Raw genomic sequence first — 22087 nt, 5'->3', positions numbered from 1 at the left:
AATTTAATTTCTTTGTGAGTCTTATTTCAATAAAATGGGAACAGAATACTGCACTCTGATTTTCTTTCCATTTAGTTCCGCAGGCTGCCATTTAGGACATAAACTTAAAATTCTGACAATTTCTTTTTCTAAAGGTTCATCAACGGCTGGAGAACATTCAAGAAAAGACATTTTACCATTTTTTTCTACTGCAAAAGCAAGTGTAAAATTGAGTTTCCAATATTCCACACTTTCAGGTTTCTTATATTCTTTCATAAAAAAACTATGAAATTGATCGATACCGCCTGGAAATTCTGCATTGATTTGAGATGGCGTTGTTGTAGAAACATTAGTAGATTCATTTGAAACATTACTTTTCTTACTGCTCATTTTTTCAGCTTTAAAATCAGCTTTGTTTTCAGTTTTAAAATCATTGATTCCTTCTGTTTTTTCAACTTTTACTTTGTTGGTTTTGGGCTGAGGCAGAGGAGTTTTTTCTGATTTTTGATTCTCTATTGCATTTTTATCTAAACTATAAGATTTTATTTCAGCAGTATCAGTGGTAACTTCGGTAGTCTCATTTTTGGGTTGTTTATCGTCTTTATTTTGACAGCCAAAAAAAGCTGTTGTTATAACTGCATACATCATTGCCAAAAACAATTTGTAATACTTTGTCTGGGCAGTTATTTTACGTTTATTTTCCATATTCGAATATCACGATAAATGTAATAAAAATAATGTGTAAAGTTTTACTTTTGCAAGTATGGAAAATCCTTTCACCGATGAATATTTTATGAAAAAAGCCCTGCAGGAAGCAGAAGAAGCCTACTTAAAAGGCGAAATTCCTGTTGGAGCCGTTATTGTGGTTGCTGATAAAGTAATTGCACGAAGCCACAATTTGACCGAATTGTTAAACGATGTTACGGCTCATGCCGAAATGCAGTCTATAACCGCAGCGGCCAATTTTCTGGGAGGAAAGTATTTAAAAGACTGTACGCTTTACGTTACTCTCGAGCCTTGTCAAATGTGTGCTGGAGCTTTGTATTGGAGTCAGATTTCTAAAATCGTTTTTGGTGCCCGCGACGAACAACGCGGATTTCTAAATATGGGAACCAAACTGCATCCTAAAACGACTGTTGTTTCAGGCGTAATGGCAAATGAAGCGGCTGATTTAATGAAACGTTTTTTTCTGGAAAGACGTAAGTAGTTAAAACAAAAAACCTCCCATATAAAAACATATAAATATCAGAAAACAGTTAAAGCAGACGATATTGTAAAACGTGTTTTCAGAGAAGCCTTTTTTAGAAAGCATTATCTTTATGCTGATGCCTAAAGAAAAAAGCAAAATTAGGCAGATATAAAATTGAATTCCGTTAATGCTTAAGCTACTAGAAAGAAGATTGGTGTAATTTTGTGTCTTAGACTTTATTTTTGTTACGGAATTAAATAATAAAGATGTTTCAATCTCAATATTATTCTCTTCAATATATTCTTTTGCGGTTGAAAAAGTAAAACCTTTTTGTGTCAGATAATGATAAGAAACCTTTTGTTTAGATTTTCCAGAAGTTCGAACAAAGTAATGAGTAATTAGATCGTTAGTTTTTGAAGAAGGTAAAACATAATAATCTACAAAAGCAACTAAAACAAAAAATGAAATTACAGCCATCAGATATATGATGATGTTTTTATTTTTAATAATAAATTCATTTTCAGTAGAATATTTGTTAGAGTTGTTTGCCATTTTTATATTATTAAAGCCTTGTGAAATATAATATTTTAATAATTAGTTTTTAAAGAAACTTCAACAAAAGTTAAATAACTATTGCTAAAGAATTTTCTTCTTAAAGGATTGCGAAAATATTTTACTTTTATAATAATTTAATTTGTGTTTTACTGTTATTGCCATTAACAGATGCATTTTAAATCTACAAAAATGTTAACCAATTAACTCCAAATAAAAGTGAAAGCAAAAGGACTGTCTATCGTATTTTTTGTGTTTTTTATTTTTCAATCCTGCGGACGAAAATCAGCTGCCGATTTCAACTCCGATTTTTCGTTATTCAAAGATTACATTACCAGTTTCACAGGTATCGTTTCTGCAGATTCTGATATTCGTGTGGTTTTGGCTTTCGATAAAAACGATTGGAAACCCAATCAGGAATTAGACGACGATTTGTTTGATATTTCCCCAAGTGTTCACGGGAAAGTCATTGCGCTTTCTACCAATACTTTAGCTTTTATTCCGGAGAAAAAACTAAAAGCAGGAACAGAATATCAGGTTACTTTAAACCTAGATAAACTAACTGCTATTCCAAAAGAGAAAGAAAAGGAACTTTCTAAATTCAATTTTACAGTTAAAACGGTTAAACAGGATTTTACCATTAATACGGCCGATATTCAGTCGTACAGCAAAGAATATCAATATTTGAACTGTACGCTTAAAACAGCCGATAATATTGATTTGGAAACGGCTATTAAATTGGTAAAAGCCAAACATAACGGAAACGATCTTAAGATTAAGTTTGATAAAAACGTGTCTTTGGGAAAAGAATTTCATTTTATAATTGACAGTATTCAACGTCAGTCTGAAGCTTCAAATTTGGAAATTATTTATGACGGAAATGATTTTGATATCGATCAAAAAGGGCAAATCGATTTCCCGATTACTAGCATCAACGAATTTAAAGTCATAAAAGTTGAAGTTCCAGACGGAAACAATCAGCAGGTTTTAATTAATTTCTCCGAACCTTTAGAAAAAGGACAAGATTTTGCTGGATTGGTTTCGATACAAAACACCAATAATCTTAAGTTTTCTACACAAGGAAATTTACTAAAAGTATATTTTACAAACCAAAATGCACCTAAAAAAGAAGAAGCTGCAGCGGTGGTTGCAGAACCTGTTTATGCAGCGGCTGTGGATTCGGCAGCAGTTGTAGTAGACTCGGCGGCAGTGGCAGTTGATTCAGCCGCAGCCCCGGTTGAAGATATCGTAGAAGTGGTTCCAGATGAAGCGCCGGAACAAGTTGTGACGGGAGAATTGTTGTTGGAAGTTTTTCAAGGAATCGAAAGTCAGTACGGCAAAAAACTGGAGAACAATTACAGCGAAAAAATCTCTTTTGACCAGATCAAACCCAATATTCGTTTTATTAAAAACGGAACAATTCTGCCAAGTTCAAATAATTTAAAACTGAACTTTGAAGCCGTAAACCTGAGTGCAGTCGATGTAAAAGTATATAAAATCTACAAGAATAATATTCTGCAGTTCCTTCAATATAATGAATTAAACGGCGGACAAAACCTCAAAAAAGTAGCACAGCCAATTGCCAAAACAACACTTAATTTGAGGGAAAGCACGCTCGTAAATCTTTCAAAATGGAACACCTATGCTTTAGATTTATCTAAAATCATCAAAGCAGAACCAGGAGCCATTTACAGAGTGGAGTTTGTTTATAAAAAGAAATATTCACTTTATAAATGTGAAACATCAGAAGGAAATGATGACGAAGCTGAGGAAGAAGAAGTGGATGAAAACGACGTAAACTACAGTGGAAATTCGTATGACGATTACTCGTACTATGATGATTATAACTGGAGAGAAAGTGAAGATCCGTGCTCTGGTTCGTATTTCTATAATGCAAGAATTGCAACCAATATTTTAGCCACAGATTTAGGTGTTATTGCCAAAAGAGGAGAGAACAAATCGTACTTATTTGCAGTAAACAATATCGTTACAACAGAACCGGTTTCGAATGCGAGAGTAGATTTGTATAATTTCCAACAGCAAAAAATAGGTTCAGAAGCCACAAGCAGTGAAGGAATTGCGTCTTTCCAATTGGATAAATTCGCTTATTTCGCCATTGTAACTTTAGGCGATCAATCAACTTATGTGAAGCTCGATGACGGACTTTCGTTATCAGTAAGTAATTTTGATGTTGCGGGAGAGACTTTACAAAAAGGTTTAAAAGGATTTATTTACGCAGAAAGAGGCGTTTGGCGTCCGGGAGATAATTTGTATTTGTCTTTTATCTTGAATGATGCTGCGAATAAACTGCCAAAATCGCATCCCATTAAATTCCGATTAAATGATCCGAATGGAAAAACAGTTTATCAGACGGTTCAAAAAACGAATGATTTAAATCATTATGCTTTTACAGTGCCGACAAACCAAGATGCGCCAACAGGAAACTGGGAAGCAATGGTAAGCGTTGGAGGCGCAAAATTCTATAAGAGTATTAAGATTGAAACGATTAAACCAAATCGTTTGAAAATCAAAAATACCTTTAGCAGAAAAACACTTTCGGCATCGTATCCAAATACCGATAATCTGGAAGTAACATGGCTTCATGGTGCCATTGCGAAGAATTTGAATGTAGAAATGCAGGCAAAATTCTCTCAGCAAGCCACAACTTTCAAAGGATATGAAAAATATACTTTTGATGATTTGTCACGTCAATTCAGTACAGAAGAAATCAATGTTTTCTCAGGGAAATTAAACGAAAGCGGAAAAGCTTCGATAAACATTCAGCCAAGACTACAAGGGCAGGCGCCGGGAATGCTTCGCGCATCCTTTATCACAAAAGTATATGAAGAAGGTGGAGATTTTAGTACAGATGTAATGTCAACCACTTATTCTCCGTACAAAACCTATGTAGGTCTGAAAACGCCAGAACTGAATAAATACAGTATGCTTGAAACGAGAACAAATAATCGTTTTGAAGTGGTAACAGTGGATGAAAACGGAAGGCCAAAATCGGTTCGTAATCTCGAAGTAAGGGTTTACAAAGTAGATTGGAGATGGTGGTGGGATTCTTCAAGCGATAATTTATCCAATTATAATTCGTCGAATGCAACAACTTCTTATAAAACTTTTGTAATCAATACCGATTCAAGCGGAAAAGGAAGTTTCCAATTTGCTTTGACAGATGAAGAATGGGGACGTTATTTAATTCGTGTTGCCGATCAGGAAGATGGTCATGCAACTTCGTTAACCGTAAATATCGACTGGCCGATCTGGTCTGGAAAAACGCGTAACAGAGATGCTTCTACAGCCAATATGTTAGTATTTTCTACCGATAAGAAAAACTATGCCGTTGGAGAAAAAGCGCAGATTTCTTTCCCTTCAAGTGAAGGCGGACGTGCTTTAATTTCTGTAGAAAACGGATCAAGAGTAGTGCAGACTATTTGGGCAGAAACTAAAAAAGGAGAAACCAAAGTTGAAGTTCCGATTACAGGATCAATGGCGCCAAACGTATATTTGAACATTACGTTGTTGCAGCCGCACGCTTCAACGAAAAACGATTCGCCTATTCGTATGTACGGAATTGTGCCAATCGAAGTGGTAGATAAAAATACCATTTTGGCACCAACTCTTACTATGCCAGATGTTTTAAGGCCAGAACAGCCATTTACAGTAAAAGTAGGCGAGAAATCAGGCAAAGAAATGACGTATACAATTGCGGTTGTAGATGAAGGACTTTTAGATTTAACTCGTTTTAAAACGCCAAATGCGTGGGATAGTTTCTATGTTCGCGAAGCTTTAGGTGTAAAAACTTGGGATATCTATGATGATGTAATTGGCGCTTATGGCGGAAAAATAAATCAGATTTTCAGTATTGGTGGCGACCAAGATTTAGGCGGAGGAAAAGCTAAAAAAGCAAACCGTTTTAAACCTGTTGTATTGTATTACGGTCCATTTAAATTAGAAAAAGGAGAAACGAAATCGCATCAATTAAAGTTGCCTAAATACATTGGTTCTGTTCGAACAATGGTTGTGGCAGGAGATGCGAAAACAAGCGCTTATGGGAGTGTAGAAAAAGCAACACAAGTTAAGAGTCCGCTGATGGTTTTAGCCTCTTTACCAAGAAAAATTTCGCCATCAGAAAAAGTAACGCTTCCAGTAACAGTTTTTGCAACTGAAAGCAAAATCAAAAATGTTTCGATTCAAGTAAAAACTAGCAATGGATTGAAAGTAATGGGAAGCGCGGTTCAAAGATTGAATTTTGCTCAGCCGGATGAAAAAATGGCGTATTTTAATTTGGTTGTTGGATCTGCGACTGGAATTGCAAAAGTTCAGGTAATCGCAACATCAGGAAGTGAGAAATCAGTTTATGATGTTGAAATCGATATGACGAATCCGAATCCGGTTACGAGTACTTTTACCGATGTTGTTTTATCGCCAAATAGTACCAAAATAATTTCATGGAAAACCTTTGGAATTGCAGGAAGCAACAAAGCACGATTGGAAGTTTCGTCAATGCCATCAATGAATTTGAACGGAAGATTACAATTCTTGATTCAGTATCCTCACGGCTGTGTGGAGCAAACGACTTCATCCGTTTTTCCACAATTGTATTTGGGTGATGTAGCCGATATTGATGCAAAACGTAAAGATTTGATTCAAAAAAATATTGCTGCTGGAATTGCGAGATTGGGTAATTTCCAATTATCAAATGGAGGTTTACCTTATTGGCAAGGAAATGCAATTGCAGACGATTGGGGAACTTCTTACGCCGGACATTTCTTGATTGAAGCAGAGAAAAAAGGATATGTATTGCCAATAAACTTCAAATCAAAATGGCTGTCGTATCAGCAGAAAGAAGCGAAACAATGGCGTTTTGAACCGAAATACGGAAATGATTTAGCTCAGGCATATCGTTTATATACTTTGGCTTTAGCTGGAAATGCCGATTTATCAGCCATGAACCGATTAAGAGAAACAAAAGGCATTTCGAATGAAAGCATGCTTCGTTTGGCTGCGGCTTATGTTTTAGCAGGTCAGAAATCGGCAGGACAAAGTTTGTTCTTGAAAACAAGTATCGACGGAAGTTCAGACGGTTACAGCTACTACTATTATGGTTCAAGCGAAAGAAACAGAGCGATGGCTTTAGAAACAATGCTTCTTTTAGACCAAAAACAAAAAGCATTTGTAACAGCAACGAAACTAGCTAAAGAAATGTCGGCGAATCAATGGATGAGTACGCAGACAACAGCTTATTGCTTATATGCAATGTCGAAATTTGCCGTAAGCAATGGACCAAAAGGAATCAATATCCAATTCAGTAAAAATGGAAAAGGAGAAACGATAAATACAGGTAAATCTGTTGCAGATCGCAGTTTGTCTGTTGCTTCTGGCACAAACAGTATTACGCTGAAAAACAATAAAGCCAATACGGTTTATGTTCGTGTATTGAATACCGGAATTCTGCCTATCGGACAAGAAAATGCAGTTCAAAGCGATGTTACGGCTTCTATAGTTTTCAAAAACAGAAAAGGAAGTGTAATTAATGTTTCTAAAATCAATCAGGGAACTGAATTTGTTGCTGAGGTTACAATTAAAAATCAAAGAGGAGAAAGCGTTCAAAACGTTGCGTTATCGCAAATTCTGCCTTCAGGATTCGAAATTGTAAATACTCGTTTCACCGATTATGGAGATGCAGTAAATAACATTGCCGATTATATTGATATCCGCGACGACAGAACGAATTTCTATTTCGGGATGAAAGCCAGAGAAACTAAAGTTTTCCGAATTCTGCTGAATGCATCCTATTTAGGAAATTATTACCTGCCAGGATTACAATGTGAAGCAATGTACGATAATACATTCTTAGCAAGAACAAAAGGTTTCTGGGTTGAGGTAGTGAAATAAAATTATTAGCCACGACTCGAGCGACAGCGAACAGGCGAAGCAATTCACGAATTTAAATTATAAAAAAATAATTCGTGAATTCGTGGCGAAAAAACTTTGCGGTTAAAAAAAAACAAGCATTGAAAAATAAATTAAAGGCGTTCTTTCAACGCATTATAAACTGGATAAAAAAGAACAAAATAAAATCAGCAATTGCATTTCTGCTCTTGCTGATTTACTATTTTTCGATACCCCGAACATTATTCAAAGAACCCTATTCAACCGTAATAGAAAGCAAAGAAGGAGAATTGCTAGGCGCTAAAATTGCCAGAGATGGACAATGGCGTTTTCCTGCACAAGACAGCGTTCCAGACAAATTCAAGAAATGCATTGTTTATTTTGAAGACGAATATTTCTACAAACATCCCGGCTTTAACCCAGGTGCGATGGTAAATGCTTTTAAACAAAACAAAAGAGCAGGAAAAGTAGTCAGAGGAGGAAGTACACTGACGCAGCAAGTCATTCGATTATCTCGAAAAGGAAAAAACAGAACCTATTTCGAAAAAATAATAGAAATTATTCTTGCAACAAGATTGGAATTAGGCTATTCTAAAAATGAAATTCTCGAAATGTACGCCGCTCATGCGCCATTTGGAGGAAATGTTGTGGGATTGGAAATGGCTTCGTGGCGTTATTTTGGCGTTCAATCCAATCAATTGTCGTGGGCAGAAAGTGCAGTTTTGGCGGTTTTACCCAATGCACCAAGTTTGATTTATCCGGGAAAAAATCAAATAAAACTATTGAACAAACGTAATCGACTTTTGCTAAAACTGCATCAAGAAGGCATAATCGACAAACAAACGTACGAACTTTCGATAGAAGAACCATTACCTCAAAAACCCTATGATCTGCCTCAAATTGCTCCGCATTTGCTTCAAAGAGTCGCTAAATATGAAGAAGGAACAAGAGTTAAAACCACAATTGATTACGCACTTCAAAACAGAGTCAATCAAATTGCGCGGTATTATTACAATCAGTACAAACAGAATGAAGTTCATAATCTGGCGATTTTGGTCATTGATGTTCAGAGCAGAAATGTAATGAGTTATGTTGGAAATTCCCCAGCAGATGCAGATCATCAAAAAGACGTAGATATTATCGATGCGCCAAGAAGTACAGGAAGTATCTTAAAACCGCTTTTATACGGCGCTATGTTAGACGATGGAGAATTGCTGCCAAATACTTTAATTGCTGATATTCCAACGCAGATTTCAGGATATACACCGCAGAATTTCAATCTGACTTTTGACGGAGCTGTTCCTGCACATCGTGCCTTATCACGTTCGTTAAATATTCCTGCTGTTTTGATGTTACAGGATTTTACGGTAAACAAATTTTATGAAGAATTGCAGAAATTCAAATTAAGTAATATTAATAAAACACCTGATCATTACGGATTATCGCTTATTCTAGGAGGTGCAGAAAGCAATTTGTGGGATTTATGCCGAACGTATGCCAATCTTTCGTCTACGGTTAATTATTACACTAAAAATAAAGGACAATACAGAACCAACGAATTTACAGAACTCAATTATAAAAACGATTTTAAGCCTGATTTTGGATCAGAAACCAATCAGAAGAATATTTTGGGTGCAGGATCAATTTGGTTGACGTACAACGCAATGGAAGAAGTCAATAGACCTGAAGGAGACGAAGCTTGGAAATTTTACGACAGTTCGCTTAAAATTGCATGGAAAACAGGAACTAGTTTCGGAAATAGAGATGCTTGGGCGATTGGTACCAATTCCAGATATGTAGTTGGAGTTTGGGTCGGAAATGCAACAGGCGAGGGAAGACCAACTCTCACAGGCGTTACCAGTGCCGCACCCATTTTATTTGATGTTTTTAATTTGCTGCCAAGACAAAGATGGTTTGATACTCCGTATAATGATTTAGCAGAAGTTGAGGTTTGCCGTTTAAGCGGTTATTTGGCAAAAGATAATTGTCCGAAAATCAAACAATGGGTTCCTAAAAAAGGAAAATCGACCAAAGTTTGTCCGTATCATAAAACCATTCATTTAGACAAAACAGAGCAGTTTCAGGTAAACAGCAGTTGCGAAAGTATCGATAACATTGTGACTAAAAACTGGTTTGTGTTGCCTCCAGTTATGGCGTGGTATTACAAAAGCCAGCATATAGAATATTTGCCGTTACCTCCATTCAAAGAAGGTTGCGAAGGAACACAAACCACAACAATGGATTTTATTTATCCAAAAGCAAACAGTAAAATCTATTTAACGAAAGATTTTAACAGCAATGTACAGCCTGTAATTTTAAAAGTAGCTTATTCTGAAAGAGATAAGGAATTATTTTGGTATGTTGATGATGTATATAAAGCCACAACCAAGACATTTCACGAATTGCCAATTACGCCAACAACAGGAATACATTATATTACAGTTGTAGATGCTTCTGGAAATGAAATCAGAAGGAAAATTGAAATTGTGAGGGAATAAAATTTTGGTATTAAAACATTTTTAAAGTTTGGTAGGCATGATGTCGTTTTCCATTAAATCTTAAAGTAATTCCAGTAGTAAAACCTTTGTATACAGGTATTTTTTCATTTGTGTATGGAAAAGAGTAGCCAATACCTAAATCAAATGTGTTCAAAAAAGTAATTCCGCCTAATACATAAGCGTTTTTATGAGAACTTCCAGTTCTTAAAAAAAAATCGTTTTTATTGTATGATAAATGAATATCAGGCAGACCATAATAATTTCCGTTATAACTGTTTGTGATTCCAAAACCTGCACCTAAAAGTAATTTATCTTCATTTTTACAATCAACACAAAATTCTAAACCACCTGTAAGCAGGCTTTTATTTGCCACTTTATAGTCGAGATAAAAAATAGGTAATTCAGGAAGTTTAAATTTCTGGTGGTTGATGTTTTTGTAATTAAAATCTTTCGTATCGATTGTATTTCCATTTTCATTAAACCATTCTGCTTTTCCTGCTAAATAATTGGCATTATAGTCTTCTGAGTAACCTTTAAATTGTAACGTGTTGGTTTTTATATAGTAATCATTAATTACGAAAAGAGAATCAATGTTTTTTATATTATAACCTACAGCATTTTTGGTCTTAATTTTTGAAGGTTTAATTCGGTAATATAAAGCGTTTTCCTTGCTCACAATTTGCCAGTCTTTATCAAAATAGATAGTATCCTTCTGGGCAAATAGTTTTGAAGAAAATGAAAAAAGGATTATCAATAAAAAGCAAGAATGTAGACTAATCCTCATGTTTTTAAAATTAATTATGAGTTGCAAAAATAGACAGCCATGTTGTTTTTCTTATCCCTTAAAAGTTTTTTTTATATAAATATAAGTTCAAACTAGATGTCGATAACAAGAATAAAAACAAAAAAACCGCCAATCTTTCGAAAGGCGGTTTTTGTTTTTATTCTGAAATAACATTTCCTTGTTTATCGTAGAAATGGTATTCTAAGTACGTGTAAGCGTCACGAGGTATGATTTTCACCCATTTTTTATGTTCAAAAAACCATTTTGAACGTAATGATGGAAAACCTTTGCTGAGGTATGCAGCCACAAACGGGTGTGTGTTTAGCACAACCTTATTGTGGGTTTTTAAAAGTCTTTCTAAATCAGCGGTGATTCTATCAATGATTAAAATTGGAGCTTCAATTTCGCCATTGTGTTTGTTAGGATCTTCCTCTCTGGTTTTGATATTCACTTCTGGTCTTACGCGCTGTCTGGTAATCTGGACCAAACCAAATTTACTCGGCGGTAATATTTTATGTTTTGCTTTATCGTCGCTCATTTCTTCTCGCAAGAAGTCGAACAAAACTTTCCTGTTTTCTGGATTAGACATATCGATAAAATCAACTACGATAATTCCGCCCATATCACGCAGACGTAATTGTCTTGCGATTTCTGCTGCGGCAATCATATTCACTTCCATGGCTGTATCTTCCTGGTTGGTCGCTTTGTTTGAACGGTTTCCGCTGTTTACGTCGATAACGTGCAGCGCTTCAGTATGTTCAATGATAAGATAAGCACCTTTACTCATAGAAACAGTTCGGCCAAAAGAAGTTTTGATTTGTCTCTCTATATTGTATTTCTCAAAAATTGGAGTGTCATTTGATTGATAAAACTTAACAATCGATTGTTTTGAAGGTGCAATTTCTTGCAGATATTCCTTCGTTTGATGGTACAACTCTTCATCATCTATTTGAATACCGCTGAAGGTATCGTTGAATACATCTCTTAATATCGAAGAAGCTCTATTAAGCTCTCCTAATACTTTTGATGGATGATGAGCAGTTGGTAATTTTTTACACATTGCAGACCATCTGCCAAGCAGGTTCTGCAAATCTTTTTCTAATTCGGCTACGTTTTTGCCTTCGGCTACTGTGCGAACAATAACACCAAATCCTTTAGGTTTGATCGATAGAACAAGTTTTTTTAGACGATCCTTTTCTTTTTTGTCTTCTATTTTTTGAGAAATAGAAACGCGATCAGAAAAAGGAACTAGAACAATAAATCTTCCTGCCAGAGAAAGCTCAGCACTTATTCTTGGGCCTTTGGTCGATATAGGTTCTTTAACTACTTGAACTAAAACAGATTGATTGGCACTTAAAATATCAGTAATGATGCCATCTTTGTCAATCTCTTTTTCAAACTGAAAGGTTTTTAGGGAGAAATCTTTTAATTTACCTGCGCTTACAAGTTTTATGAATTTCAGCTGAGAAGCTAGATTAGGACCCAAATCATGGTAATGTAAAAAGGCATCTTTTTCAAAGCCTACGTTTACAAAAGCAGCATTAAGTCCAGCAACTGGTTTTCTGATTTTGGCAATAAAAATATCACCAACCTGAAAGTTGCTTTTCTCTTCTTCTTTGTGTAATTCAATTAGTTTTCCATCTTTTAATAAGGCAAAATCTACGGCTTCAGAACTAGATCTAATGATTAATTCTTTATTCACACTGTAAATTTTTATCCGTGAATTGGTTGTCGGTTGTTTGTTGATAGTTGTTGGTAAAGAAAACCAAAAACCAAAAACCAAAAACCATCAACTTCTACAAGGATGGATTAAACAATATTTTAACAGGTATTAACCCGAAGGGAAAAATTCAATTTCAAATCCCAAATTCCAATTTAAATCGTTGTTGATTTTTCAATTTTTGGATTTTAGATTTATTTTTTGAAACTTTTGAAATTTCCCAAATTTCAATGAACGTTTAAAAAGAAAAAAGTAGTTTAAAACTACTTTTTCTTTTTGTGGCGGTTAGCTCTCGCTCTTTTTTTACGTTTGTGAGTCGCTACCTTATGTCTCTTTCTTTTTTTACCACTTGGCATATCGTGTCAGATTTTATGTTAATTAAATAGTATTATTTTGCTTCGTTGTTCGTTTTTACTCCTTCTACAAAAACTTTTGCAGGTTTAAACGCAGGGATGTTGTGTGCTGGAATTTTAATTGTAGTGTTTTTAGAAATGTTTCTTCCAGTTTTTTCAGCTCTTGTTTTAACGATAAAACTACCAAAACCTCTTAGGTAAACATTGTCTCCAGTTTCTAGAGAAGTTTTAACCTCTTCCATGAATGTTTCTACTGTTGCTTGAACATCTCCTTTTTCAAGACCTAACTTCTCTGAAATTTTCGCTACGATATCTGCTTTCGTCATTTTCTTTCCTTTTTATTTTTATAAATGGTGTACTATTTTTTTGAGTTTGCAAATATAGGAATTAAAAAAATAATTAATCAAGCTAATTCGTTAAATTTTAATTACATAAACATTTACTTTTGTATTTTAACGATTTAACAATGATTTTTCATAACAAGCTGATAAAATGGTATTTACAAAATAAACGTGATCTTCCATGGCGAAAAACAGCCGATCCATACCAAATTTGGCTATCAGAAATTATGCTTCAGCAGACAAGAGTCGTGCAGGGAATGCCTTACTTTTTTGCTTTCACGAGGGATTTTCCTACTGTTTTTGAACTGGCAAATGCATCAGAAGAACAGGTTTTAAAACTTTGGCAGGGGCTTGGCTATTATTCTCGAGCTAGAAATCTGCACAATACAGCAAAATATATCGCAGAAGATTTAAACGGAATTTTTCCGCAAACCTATAAAGAATTACTTCGTTTAAAAGGTGTTGGTGAATATACAGCTGCGGCAATTGCATCTTTCTCTTATAATGAAGCCGTTCCTGTAGTCGATGGAAATGTGTTTCGTGTGCTTTCTCGTTATTTTGATATTGAATCAGATATCGCGCAGCCAGCCACAAAAAAAGAATTTGCCGAACTTGCTTATGAATTAATGCCAAAAGATGATCCTGCGACATTCAATCAAGCTATAATGGAATTTGGGGCTTTGCAATGTGTGCCTAAAAATCCAGATTGTTCGGTTTGTGTTTTTAACGACAGCTGTCTGGCTCTGCAGAAAAAGAAAGTAGATATGCTTCCTGTAAAATCTAAAAAGACAAAAGTAACCAATCGCTTCTTTAATTATCTGGTTTTGGAAGATGCTTTGGGTAATTCGCTTATGCAAAAAAGAACGGCAAAAGGGATTTGGCATAATTTATATGAATTCCCACTTTTGGAAACCACTGAAATTGCCAATTTTGATTTTGTTTCACATGAAATTAAAGACAATATTTTTCCTCATTATACTATAATAGGTGTAGAAGAATATAGTGGAGCGACGGTAATTCATAAACTATCACATCAGCATCTTCATATTCAGTTTTGGAAAATTAAAATAACAGATGTAATTGAAAACGGCATTTCATACGAAGCATTAAAAACATTTCCAGTGCCTATTGCGATACATAACTTTATAGAAAAGCTATAATAAAAAGGGCTTCTTTTCGAGAAGCCCTTTTTTGTTTAGTTTCCAGCTACTGCAAACTGAATTATTCGCACTACAATTCCAACTGCAAATCCTATTAAAGCCAAGTTACAGGCAGATTTTGCAGCTACAGGCTCATTATCCTTTTTTACAAAATAAATAATCGCCCCCGCTAGCGGAATACAGAATGACAGTACCTTTAATCCGGTATTTAAATCTTCCTGTGATTTGTCGTTTTTCTTCTCAAACTCATCAAAATTAGAATTTCCTTCAGACATAATTATATAGTTTTTAGTTATTAATTTACAAAGAGGTATTTAAAAAAGTGCACAATCCAATAAGCGATAAAATCGGAAAGACCAGCTAAACCGTAACCTGCAAGAATTCCGGTTGTGAAACGAAGAAAATTATTGCTTTCTCTGTTGAAATAAGCTTGTGTAAGTCCGTCGATAGCAGTAGGTAAAATAGCTAAAAGAGCCCAGTAAATATCAATTTTTATGAACCATAATGCCGGAATAAATATCGCATATCCTACGTAAATTCCTGTACAGCGGGCGCAAAACGGAAACTGTTTTCCTCTAAAAAAGAAAGACCTTTCGGGAAGTCTATGACAGCTTACAAATTCAATTTTTCTCATACTCAAAAATACATTATTTTTCCATTTAACAAAATTTTATTAAGATTTAATGCTTAAGTTTACATTTTCAAAAACTAAAAAAAGAAAATTTCTTAAGAACTTGCAAATGTTATTGGTTTAGTTCGGGTAAATTATTTCTTTTGCGCTTCGCATTACAATTTTTAGAAAAGCAAGAATTAATTTGCTAAAAAAATGTATCTTTGATAGAAATACCGCTATTAATTATGAATGGAACATTAAATAAAGTCATGCTTATTGGTCATTTGGGCGATGATGTAAAAATGCATTATTTCGATGGAGGAAACTGTATTGGGCGTTTTCAGCTGGCAACTAATGAAGTTTATATTAATAAAACAACCAATGAGAAAATAACGTCAACAGAATGGCATAATCTGGTTGTGCGCAATAAAGCAGCAGAAATATGCGAAAAATACCTTTCTAAAGGAGATAAAATTTATGTTGAGGGTAGAATAAAATCAAGACAATGGCAGGCTGAAGACGGCACTACAAAATATACAACCGAAATTCAGGTTACAGAATTTACTTTTCTGACTACCAAAAAAGATACTGCACATACCAAACAAAATCAGGATGCAGAATCAGCAAAAAATACTAACTTTGATGCACCAAGTGAAGGGCTGCCCATAAACGACCTGCCCTTCTGATTGTTTAACTAATCTTATGTAATTTGGACCCGGAGCCCAGTTTATTTTTTACTACCACTTTAGACACCAATTTAATAATTGGTTTTGTCGGAATATTTATTCTGCTGTTTTTATCAGCAATTGTTTCAGGTGCCGAAGTCGCACTTTTTTCTCTCTCTCAAAAAGATATTGACGATACTCTTCAAGAAAATGTTTCCAAAGGAAAAATCATTTCAAATCTTTTAGACAAACCCAAAAAACTTTTAGCAACCTTATTAGTAGCCAATAATTTTTTAAATATTGGAGTGGTTATTTTGTTTTCTTTCATTGGAAGAAACATTTTTTCCGGTATCGATTCTCCAGCTTTAAAATTTATACTCGAAGTAATTCTGGTTACTATTCTTATTTTGCTGTTTGCCGAAGTACTGCCTAAAGTATATGCAAGCCGAAATAGTTTAAAATTTGCCAGACGTTTTGCGTATTCTATTTCCTTATTAGACAAACTCCTTTCGCCAATTAGTTTGCCTATGCGAAGCGTTACTTTATATTTGCAAAATAAACTAGGGAAACAGAAAAATAATTTTTCAATCAATCAGCTTTCTCAGGCATTAGAGCTTACCGATTCTGAAGGAACTTCTACAGAAGAACAAAAAATTCTCGAAGGAATTGTTTCTTTTGGAAATACCGACACGAGACAGGTTATGAGTCCGAGAATCGATATATTTGCCTTGGAAATAACAGAATCGTTTAGTTCGATTTATCCTAAGATAATTGAAACTGGATTTTCGAGAATTCCGGTTTACAGAGATAATATTGACCAGATTGAAGGCGTTTTATTCGTAAAAGACCTTCTGCCTCATATTGATAAAGAAGATTTCGATTGGGCATCATTAATAAGAGAAGCATTTTTTGTTCCTGAGAATAAAAAACTCGATAATCTTTTAAAAGATTTTCAAAGTCTGAAAAGTCATTTGGCTATTGTAGTCGATGAATATGGAGGAACTTCTGGTTTGGTTTCTTTAGAAGATGTAATCGAAGAAATAGTAGGGGATATAAGCGATGAATTTGATGACGAAAACCTGAATTTCTCGCAGATCGATGATAAAACTTTTCTTTTTGAAGGAAAGATAAACTTAAAGGATTTTTACCGAATTGTGGATGTTGATGAAGATGTATTCGAATCGCATAAAGGCGAAGCCGAAACACTGGCTGGTTTTATTCTCGAAATTTTAGGTAACTTTCCGAAGAAAGATCAAAAAGTGCCTTTTGAAAACTGTATTTTTACAATTGAAACAGTCGACAAAAAACGCGTAAAACAAATAAAAGTAACAATAGAATAAATGTTGAAAAAAATAATTACAGTAACCACAATTTTGCTTGCGTTAACCATTGTGAGCTGTAAAAATGATGTATTGCCAAAACCAGCAAGTTTCCTTCGACTGGATTATCCAGAAGCGAAATATGCTAATTTTCAGAATAACTGTCCGTTTGGTTTTGAAATGAATGAAGAAGCAATTATAAAAGGAGAAAAAGACTGTGGTTTTACCATCACATATCCTAAAATGAAAGCGACAATATACCTAACATATAAACCCGTAAACGGCGACATCGAAAAATTACTAAAAGATGCTCAAAAACTAACTTACGAGCATGTTATTAAAGCTGATGATATTTTAGAACAACCGTATTTAAATCCAGAAAAAAAGGTTTACGGAATGTTTTATCAAGTAAACGGAAATGCAGCAACCAATTCGCAGTTTTATGTGACTGACAGTACAAAACATTTCTTAACAGGTTCGGTTTATTTTTACGCAAAACCTAATTTCGACTCGATTATGCCAGCCGCAAGTTATATCAAAAACGATATGCAGCGAATCATGGAAACTTTGAAATGGAAATAAAAATATTAAAAAAGGCGTTCAAATATGAACGCCTTTTTTGTATGAATATAATTTTAAAACTTACGATTTAAAATTAGAAACTTTATATGTTTTACCGTCTCCAGTTGCTTGAACTACTCTTGTTAAAGATTCAGAATTTTGGATGGTTTTGTCGAAAGTAACCGTTGCTGTTTTTTTATCGAAATCAACTGCGGCTTTTTCTACACCGTCTAAATTTGATAATTCTTTTTCGATTGTTTTAGCGCATCCCATTGCACAAGTCATTCCTTCGATTTCAAAACTTGCTGTTTGTACATTTTCAGGAGCAATGACTTTGTGTTCTTTAGTAGTTGTTTCTACAGGTTTTATGTTAGCAAGGTTTTTATCGACTTCTTTTTTGCATCCAGCAAGTGTTAAACCTGCAATGGCAGCAACCGCTATAATCTTTGTAATCTTCATCATATATAGATTTAAATTGAGTAATTGTGTTCTTTGCAAAATTAATAAAAAACGAGAGGTCAGTTTCTAAAAATATTACAAATTTGCAGTAAAATAGATTTGTATGGATGCAAAACAATTAAAGTGGGCCTATTTATTAATATTGTCTTTGGTTTGGGGCAGTTCTTTTATTTTAATTAAAAGAGGATTAGTCGGTTTGTCGGCGGTTCAGGTTGGTGCTTTCCGAATCATTTTTGCAGCTTTATTTCTGCTTACTTTTTGTTTTAGAAGTCTGGCTAGAATTACGCGCCAGCAATGGAAATTTGTGGCTTTGACTTCTTTCTTCGGAACCTTTACGCCAGCTTTTCTTTTTGCCATTGCCGAAACCGAAGTTGATAGTTCGATAGTGGCCATTATGAATTCGCTTACACCATTAAATACGCTGGTTTTGGGCGCTATTTTGTTTGGGATACAATTTCAGAGAAGACAAGTTTGGGGCGTTTTTATTGGTTTAATCGGCTGTTTGTTGCTGGTTTTAAGCGGTGCTTCGGCGCATCCGGGACAAAACTATTATTATGTAGGTTTGGTTGTTATTGCAACGATTTGTTATGCGACTAACGTTAATTTGATAAAAAGATACCTGCCAGATTTAAACTCGGTGAGTATTACGACAGGAAACTTTACTGTTTTATTAATTCCGGCTTTAATTATTTTAGGTTCAACTGATATTTCCCAAAAATTGAGTTTTGTAGAAACACAGCATTCCATTTTCTTTGTCATGATTTTAGGAGTTGTGGGAACGGGAATCGCCAATATTTTATTCTTTAAATTGATTCAGATTTCGTCTCCGGTTTTTGCTACTTCTGTAACGTATTTAATTCCAATTGTAGCTTTCTTTTGGGGATTATTAGATAATGAAATGCTAACGCCAATTCAGTTTTTTGGTGCGTTTATTATTTTGATTGGCGTTTATTTATCGGCAAAGAAGTAATTAAAATAGTTTAAGGTTTAGTTTGTCACCCTGAGCGAAGTCGAAGGGCATACCAATTAGGATGGGGCTTCGACTTCGCTCAGCCGGACAAAATTCGTATGATAATCTTTCAAAGTTTTAAACTTTAACAAAGATCTCGTCATTCAGATTCGATTCACTTTAAAACATATTAATTGTAATATTTTTCGTTCTTTTTTATATCTTTGCGTTTCCTAAATGCAAAAAACATGAACTCGAAAAAAACTTTTACCCGTGTAATATGGTGGCGGTATTGGAAACAACCGCAACGCTCTTTTTGCAGCGTAGGACACCTAAGTTATGCGGGTTCTTTTCCTTAAAGCAAAAAAACATGATTACAAACACCCTTTCAAAAGAAACAGAATTAAGATTGAAAGATTTTTTCAGCAATTCGATTGATCCTAAACTTATGGCAAAAACAATTCGGAAATTGAACTATATACTGGCTTTAAGTATTATGCGGGACTGCGAAACAATGGAAACCGAAAAGATAAGTCTTCAGGATGGTTTTTATTGGCTGAATGAATTAGCAGAAATTTTAAATCCTTATTTGGATGTTGAATAATCAAACAAGAAAGGCTGTCTTAAATGACAGCCTTTCTTGCTTTTTTGTTGGTTGTATAATGAATGTACAATTTGTTAATAGGTTAAAAAGGAAATCAATTGCCTCCGGCTTTAGCCGGAGGTTACAGATTGTATTCGAAATTGGCTTTAGCCTAACTATATCTTTTGGCTAAAGCCTTATAAATATCAAAAATATTTACCTCCAGCTAAAGCCGGAGGCAACTGAAAAATCTTTGATGAACTTGAGAAAACGCTGCAACTTTTGCGTAAAGTTTCTAGTGTGATTTGCTTCGCCTGTTCGCGCTGTCTCTCGGGTCTCGTTTCTCGAAATGAAAACGTTGTGTGGCTAACCTTAGAACCTCAGTCCATTAGAGCCTAAGAACCTTTATTGAAAATCTGCATCAGAAACATCTTCGTTAATTTTGATATCAGACATTTTAATATCCAATTCAAAACCCACGTTTTGTACAAGGTTAAAAGGAACTTTCACGCCTTTAACTTCTCTGTAATCGTTGAAGTTAGTGATTTGCGTAACCGATTTTCCGCCTTGCTCACGAATTTTCGATTTCGCTACTTTTAATCCTGATTTTACATCATAATAATGAATCGTATTTCCATCTTTTATAGCGTAAGCATCACTTCCGTTAATGGGTTCGATGCTTTGTACTTTAAGATCCGTTCTTTTAACTAACTGCAATTCTTCAAATGGAGCAGCGTTTGCTTTCATTTCTTTAAGATCATCGCCTTCAAGGTTTTTGCGCTTTCCTTGTTGTTCAATATAAGCACCTTTGTCGTTTACAACCTGCTTCATTAAATTAATGGTTCCCATAGAAAGTGAAACCATCATTTTTCCTTTAGAATCTAATTTTGAAACAAAAGTCAATGGTCCAGGAGCCTGCGGAATTGTTGTTCCTCCGTTCATATAAAGCGTTTTTACGGCTGTAACGGCTTTTTCTCCGCCAATAGCTTTAATGTAGTTTTCAAAAACAGTTTTAGCGGTAACGTTCGTTGGAGCTTCTTTTTTAACAGCTGGTTTTTCAACAGGATTTCCGTATCTGTCATAATAATGAATCGGAATTTGTAGTTTTTCCAAACCTGCGATTACGTCAGAACCTTTGCCCACAATCACAATTCGCATATTATCCAGAAGGAAATATTTGTTGGCCACACGATAAATATCGTCAGGAGTTACATTGTTTATAGTTTGAATGTATTTTTCGTAGAAATCTGCCGGAAGTTTTTCGGTTTCAATGTTCAATGCATAACGCGCCACTGCTTGTGGTTTTTCAACCTGCATTACAAAACGGCCAATATATCCAGCTTTTACATTTTTCAGAACTTCATCAGACACTTTTTCGGTTCTGATTCTTTTGATTTCTTTTATAAACTGAACCACAGCGCTGTCTGTAACTGTATTTCTAACCGCCGATGCCGCTTTGAATTTTGCAACGTATTTTCCGCTTCCAATGCTCGAATTTGCGCCGTATGTCCAAGCGTGCTGTTCGCGTAAATTCATGTTTAAATAACTGTTGAAATCGCCTCCTAAAATCTGATTGGCAATTACAGCTGGAAAGAAATCAGGATCGCTCATTCGTAAATTTACGGTATTGGCCAAAGCAATTTCAGACTGAACGGCATTTGGAACATCTACAAAATCAATTTGAAGATTTGCTGCTCTCTGCGGATCAGGATAGCTGTTTTTTGGAGCTGCTTGTTTTTTCCATCCGCTGAAAAGTTTTTCTACAGCCGGTTTTACTTCTTTCAGTTTTACATCTCCAATGATTACTAAATAAGCATTTTCTGGAACAAAATACGTGTTGTAGTTATTTTGAACATCGGCAAGAGTAACATTTTTCACGGTTTCTTCAGAAAGATATTCTCCTAATGGATGGTTTCTTCCAAAAGTTAAAACGTCGACCACTCGGTTTGCGATTGCAGGAACGCTTTTTTCATCGGCTTTAAGCCCTTCTAATAATTTAGCTTTTTCTTTGTCAAATTCAGTCTGCGTGAAGTTTGGCTGTAAAGCGCCTTCTGCTAAAAGTTCTAAAACACGGCCTGAGTATTTAGAAAGCGAGCTTGCAAAAGCACCTTGCGAAGTAAAGTTGATATTGGCTCCATAAAAGTCAATTTCTTCATTAAAAGCTTCTTTTGAAGTTTTTTTGGTTCCGTTACCAATTAAACTGCTGGTAAGTTCGTCGACACCTTTTTTGTTTCCTTCGGTAAAAGGAGCATTGTCTAATGTCAGGTTGAAACTTACTCGAGGTAATTTATGGTTTTCAACAACTAAAACTTTCATACCATTTGCCAAAACAAAAGTCTGAGGCTTTTTGATGTTGACTACTGGCGGGTTTCCTGGTTTTGGTTGTGGACGATCTTGTGCTTGCATAATTCCAGTTAGGAAAAAAAGGATTAAAAAAGTATGTATATATTTCATGATTCGA

At 34.8% G+C, this 22087-nt stretch carries 18 protein-coding genes; 9 read left to right on the top strand and 9 right to left on the bottom strand.

What is annotated here, in order from left to right; all coding sequences use genetic code 11:
- Positions 1–21: 21 nt before the first annotated feature.
- Positions 22–684, bottom strand: a complete 663-nt coding sequence (locus P2W75_RS02380; protein WP_276378765.1) for a hypothetical protein — start codon at positions 682–684, stop codon at positions 22–24.
- Between the two features lie 58 nt (positions 685–742).
- Between P2W75_RS02380 and P2W75_RS02375 the strand changes: the two genes are divergently transcribed.
- Positions 743–1186 carry a nucleoside deaminase gene (locus P2W75_RS02375; RefSeq protein WP_125722166.1) on the top strand — a complete coding sequence of 148 codons (444 nt, stop codon included), beginning with the start codon at positions 743–745 and terminating at the stop codon, positions 1184–1186.
- On the opposite strand, the gene P2W75_RS02370 is transcribed toward P2W75_RS02375, so the two are convergent.
- Positions 1187–1720, bottom strand: a complete 534-nt coding sequence (locus tag P2W75_RS02370) for a hypothetical protein (RefSeq protein ID WP_276378764.1) — start codon at positions 1718–1720, stop codon at positions 1187–1189.
- A gap of 219 nt (positions 1721–1939) precedes the next feature.
- Here P2W75_RS02370 and P2W75_RS02365 point away from each other — a divergent pair, with 219 nt between their 5' ends.
- Together P2W75_RS02365 and pbpC are read left to right on the top strand one after the other, a co-directional pair.
- The gene (locus P2W75_RS02365) at positions 1940–7624 is read left to right on the top strand and encodes an MG2 domain-containing protein (protein ID WP_276378763.1); all 5685 of its coding nucleotides are present in this window, start codon (positions 1940–1942) and stop codon (positions 7622–7624) included.
- 119 nt (positions 7625–7743) lie between these two features.
- The gene (gene pbpC / locus P2W75_RS02360; RefSeq protein ID WP_276378762.1) at positions 7744–10119 is read left to right on the top strand and encodes a penicillin-binding protein 1C; all 2376 of its coding nucleotides are present in this window, start codon (positions 7744–7746) and stop codon (positions 10117–10119) included.
- 10 nt (positions 10120–10129) lie between these two features.
- Here the strand turns inward: pbpC and P2W75_RS02355 are convergent, their stop codons facing one another.
- From P2W75_RS02355 to P2W75_RS02345, 3 genes are all read right to left on the bottom strand, one after another.
- Positions 10130–10903 carry a hypothetical protein gene (locus P2W75_RS02355; RefSeq protein WP_276378760.1) on the bottom strand — a complete coding sequence of 258 codons (774 nt, stop codon included), beginning with the start codon at positions 10901–10903 and terminating at the stop codon, positions 10130–10132.
- A gap of 157 nt (positions 10904–11060) precedes the next feature.
- Entirely contained in the window at positions 11061–12605 is a 1545-nt protein-coding gene (locus P2W75_RS02350; protein ID WP_207297930.1) for a ribonuclease E/G, read from the bottom strand.
- Between the two features lie 406 nt (positions 12606–13011).
- Positions 13012–13302, bottom strand: a complete 291-nt coding sequence (locus tag P2W75_RS02345) for an HU family DNA-binding protein (protein ID WP_007805026.1) — start codon at positions 13300–13302, stop codon at positions 13012–13014.
- A gap of 140 nt (positions 13303–13442) precedes the next feature.
- Between P2W75_RS02345 and mutY the strand changes: the two genes are divergently transcribed.
- On the top strand, positions 13443–14477 hold the full coding sequence (gene mutY, locus P2W75_RS02340) for an A/G-specific adenine glycosylase (protein ID WP_276378751.1): 1035 nt from the start codon (positions 13443–13445) through the stop codon (positions 14475–14477).
- Between the two features lie 35 nt (positions 14478–14512).
- Here mutY and P2W75_RS02335 read toward each other — a convergent pair whose 3' ends face one another.
- Both P2W75_RS02335 and P2W75_RS02330 read right to left on the bottom strand, forming a co-directional pair.
- Positions 14513–14752, bottom strand: coding sequence for a hypothetical protein (locus P2W75_RS02335; protein WP_207297928.1), 240 nt, complete (start codon positions 14750–14752; stop codon positions 14513–14515).
- A gap of 20 nt (positions 14753–14772) precedes the next feature.
- Positions 14773–15111: a DUF2085 domain-containing protein gene (locus tag P2W75_RS02330; protein WP_276378750.1), complete on the bottom strand. Its 339-nt coding sequence runs from the start codon at positions 15109–15111 to the stop codon at positions 14773–14775.
- Between the two features lie 224 nt (positions 15112–15335).
- Between P2W75_RS02330 and P2W75_RS02325 the strand changes: the two genes are divergently transcribed.
- Genes P2W75_RS02325 through gldD form a run of 3 tightly spaced genes read left to right on the top strand, consistent with a single transcriptional unit; the run spans position 15336 to position 17656 of the window.
- Positions 15336–15776: a single-stranded DNA-binding protein gene (locus tag P2W75_RS02325; protein WP_207298669.1), complete on the top strand. Its 441-nt coding sequence runs from the start codon at positions 15336–15338 to the stop codon at positions 15774–15776.
- A 23-nt stretch (positions 15777–15799) separates the two neighbouring features.
- Complete coding sequence (locus P2W75_RS02320) at positions 15800–17095, top strand: gliding motility-associated protein GldE (protein WP_207297926.1); 1296 nt, start codon at positions 15800–15802, stop codon at positions 17093–17095.
- Complete coding sequence (gldD, locus tag P2W75_RS02315; RefSeq protein ID WP_276378749.1) at positions 17096–17656, top strand: gliding motility lipoprotein GldD; 561 nt, start codon at positions 17096–17098, stop codon at positions 17654–17656. It begins immediately after the preceding gene.
- Positions 17657–17716: 60 nt separating this feature from the next.
- On the opposite strand, the gene P2W75_RS02310 is transcribed toward gldD, so the two are convergent.
- On the bottom strand, positions 17717–18094 hold the full coding sequence (locus P2W75_RS02310) for a heavy metal-associated domain-containing protein (protein ID WP_276379904.1): 378 nt from the start codon (positions 18092–18094) through the stop codon (positions 17717–17719).
- Between the two features lie 103 nt (positions 18095–18197).
- On the opposite strand from P2W75_RS02310, the gene P2W75_RS02305 reads away from it, so the two are divergent.
- Positions 18198–19064: a DMT family transporter gene (locus P2W75_RS02305; protein WP_207297924.1), complete on the top strand. Its 867-nt coding sequence runs from the start codon at positions 18198–18200 to the stop codon at positions 19062–19064.
- 349 nt (positions 19065–19413) lie between these two features.
- Complete coding sequence (locus P2W75_RS02300) at positions 19414–19647, top strand: hypothetical protein (protein ID WP_207297923.1); 234 nt, start codon at positions 19414–19416, stop codon at positions 19645–19647.
- A gap of 384 nt (positions 19648–20031) precedes the next feature.
- Here P2W75_RS02300 and P2W75_RS02295 read toward each other — a convergent pair whose 3' ends face one another.
- Positions 20032–22080 carry a pitrilysin family protein gene (locus tag P2W75_RS02295; protein ID WP_276378748.1) on the bottom strand — a complete coding sequence of 683 codons (2049 nt, stop codon included), beginning with the start codon at positions 22078–22080 and terminating at the stop codon, positions 20032–20034.
- Between the last annotated feature and the right edge of the window lie 7 nt (positions 22081–22087).

It is taken from the genome of Flavobacterium sp. H4147, from assembly GCF_029360735.1.
GTDB classification, from domain to species: Bacteria; Bacteroidota; Bacteroidia; order Flavobacteriales; family Flavobacteriaceae; genus Flavobacterium; species Flavobacterium endoglycinae.
This window is presented reverse-complemented; position numbering and strand designations above follow the sequence as displayed.

Coding starts and splice junctions, on each gene's coding strand:
- P2W75_RS02305 (WP_207297924.1), top strand. CDS start 18,198: ATGGATGCAAAACAATTAAAGTGGGCCTATTTATTAATATTGTCTTTG.
- P2W75_RS02330 (WP_276378750.1), bottom strand. CDS start 15,111: ATGAGAAAAATTGAATTTGTAAGCTGTCATAGACTTCCCGAAAGGTCT.
- P2W75_RS02295 (WP_276378748.1), bottom strand. CDS start 22,080: ATGAAATATATACATACTTTTTTAATCCTTTTTTTCCTAACTGGAATT.
- P2W75_RS02380 (WP_276378765.1), bottom strand. CDS start 684: ATGGAAAATAAACGTAAAATAACTGCCCAGACAAAGTATTACAAATTG.
- P2W75_RS02370 (WP_276378764.1), bottom strand. CDS start 1,720: ATGGCAAACAACTCTAACAAATATTCTACTGAAAATGAATTTATTATT.
- P2W75_RS02325 (WP_207298669.1), top strand. CDS start 15,336: ATGAATGGAACATTAAATAAAGTCATGCTTATTGGTCATTTGGGCGAT.
- P2W75_RS02300 (WP_207297923.1), top strand. CDS start 19,414: ATGATTACAAACACCCTTTCAAAAGAAACAGAATTAAGATTGAAAGAT.
- mutY (WP_276378751.1), top strand. CDS start 13,443: ATGATTTTTCATAACAAGCTGATAAAATGGTATTTACAAAATAAACGT.
- P2W75_RS02355 (WP_276378760.1), bottom strand. CDS start 10,903: ATGAGGATTAGTCTACATTCTTGCTTTTTATTGATAATCCTTTTTTCA.
- gldD (WP_276378749.1), top strand. CDS start 17,096: ATGTTGAAAAAAATAATTACAGTAACCACAATTTTGCTTGCGTTAACC.
- P2W75_RS02375 (WP_125722166.1), top strand. CDS start 743: ATGGAAAATCCTTTCACCGATGAATATTTTATGAAAAAAGCCCTGCAG.
- P2W75_RS02335 (WP_207297928.1), bottom strand. CDS start 14,752: ATGTCTGAAGGAAATTCTAATTTTGATGAGTTTGAGAAGAAAAACGAC.
- P2W75_RS02310 (WP_276379904.1), bottom strand. CDS start 18,094: ATGAAGATTACAAAGATTATAGCGGTTGCTGCCATTGCAGGTTTAACA.
- P2W75_RS02345 (WP_007805026.1), bottom strand. CDS start 13,302: ATGACGAAAGCAGATATCGTAGCGAAAATTTCAGAGAAGTTAGGTCTT.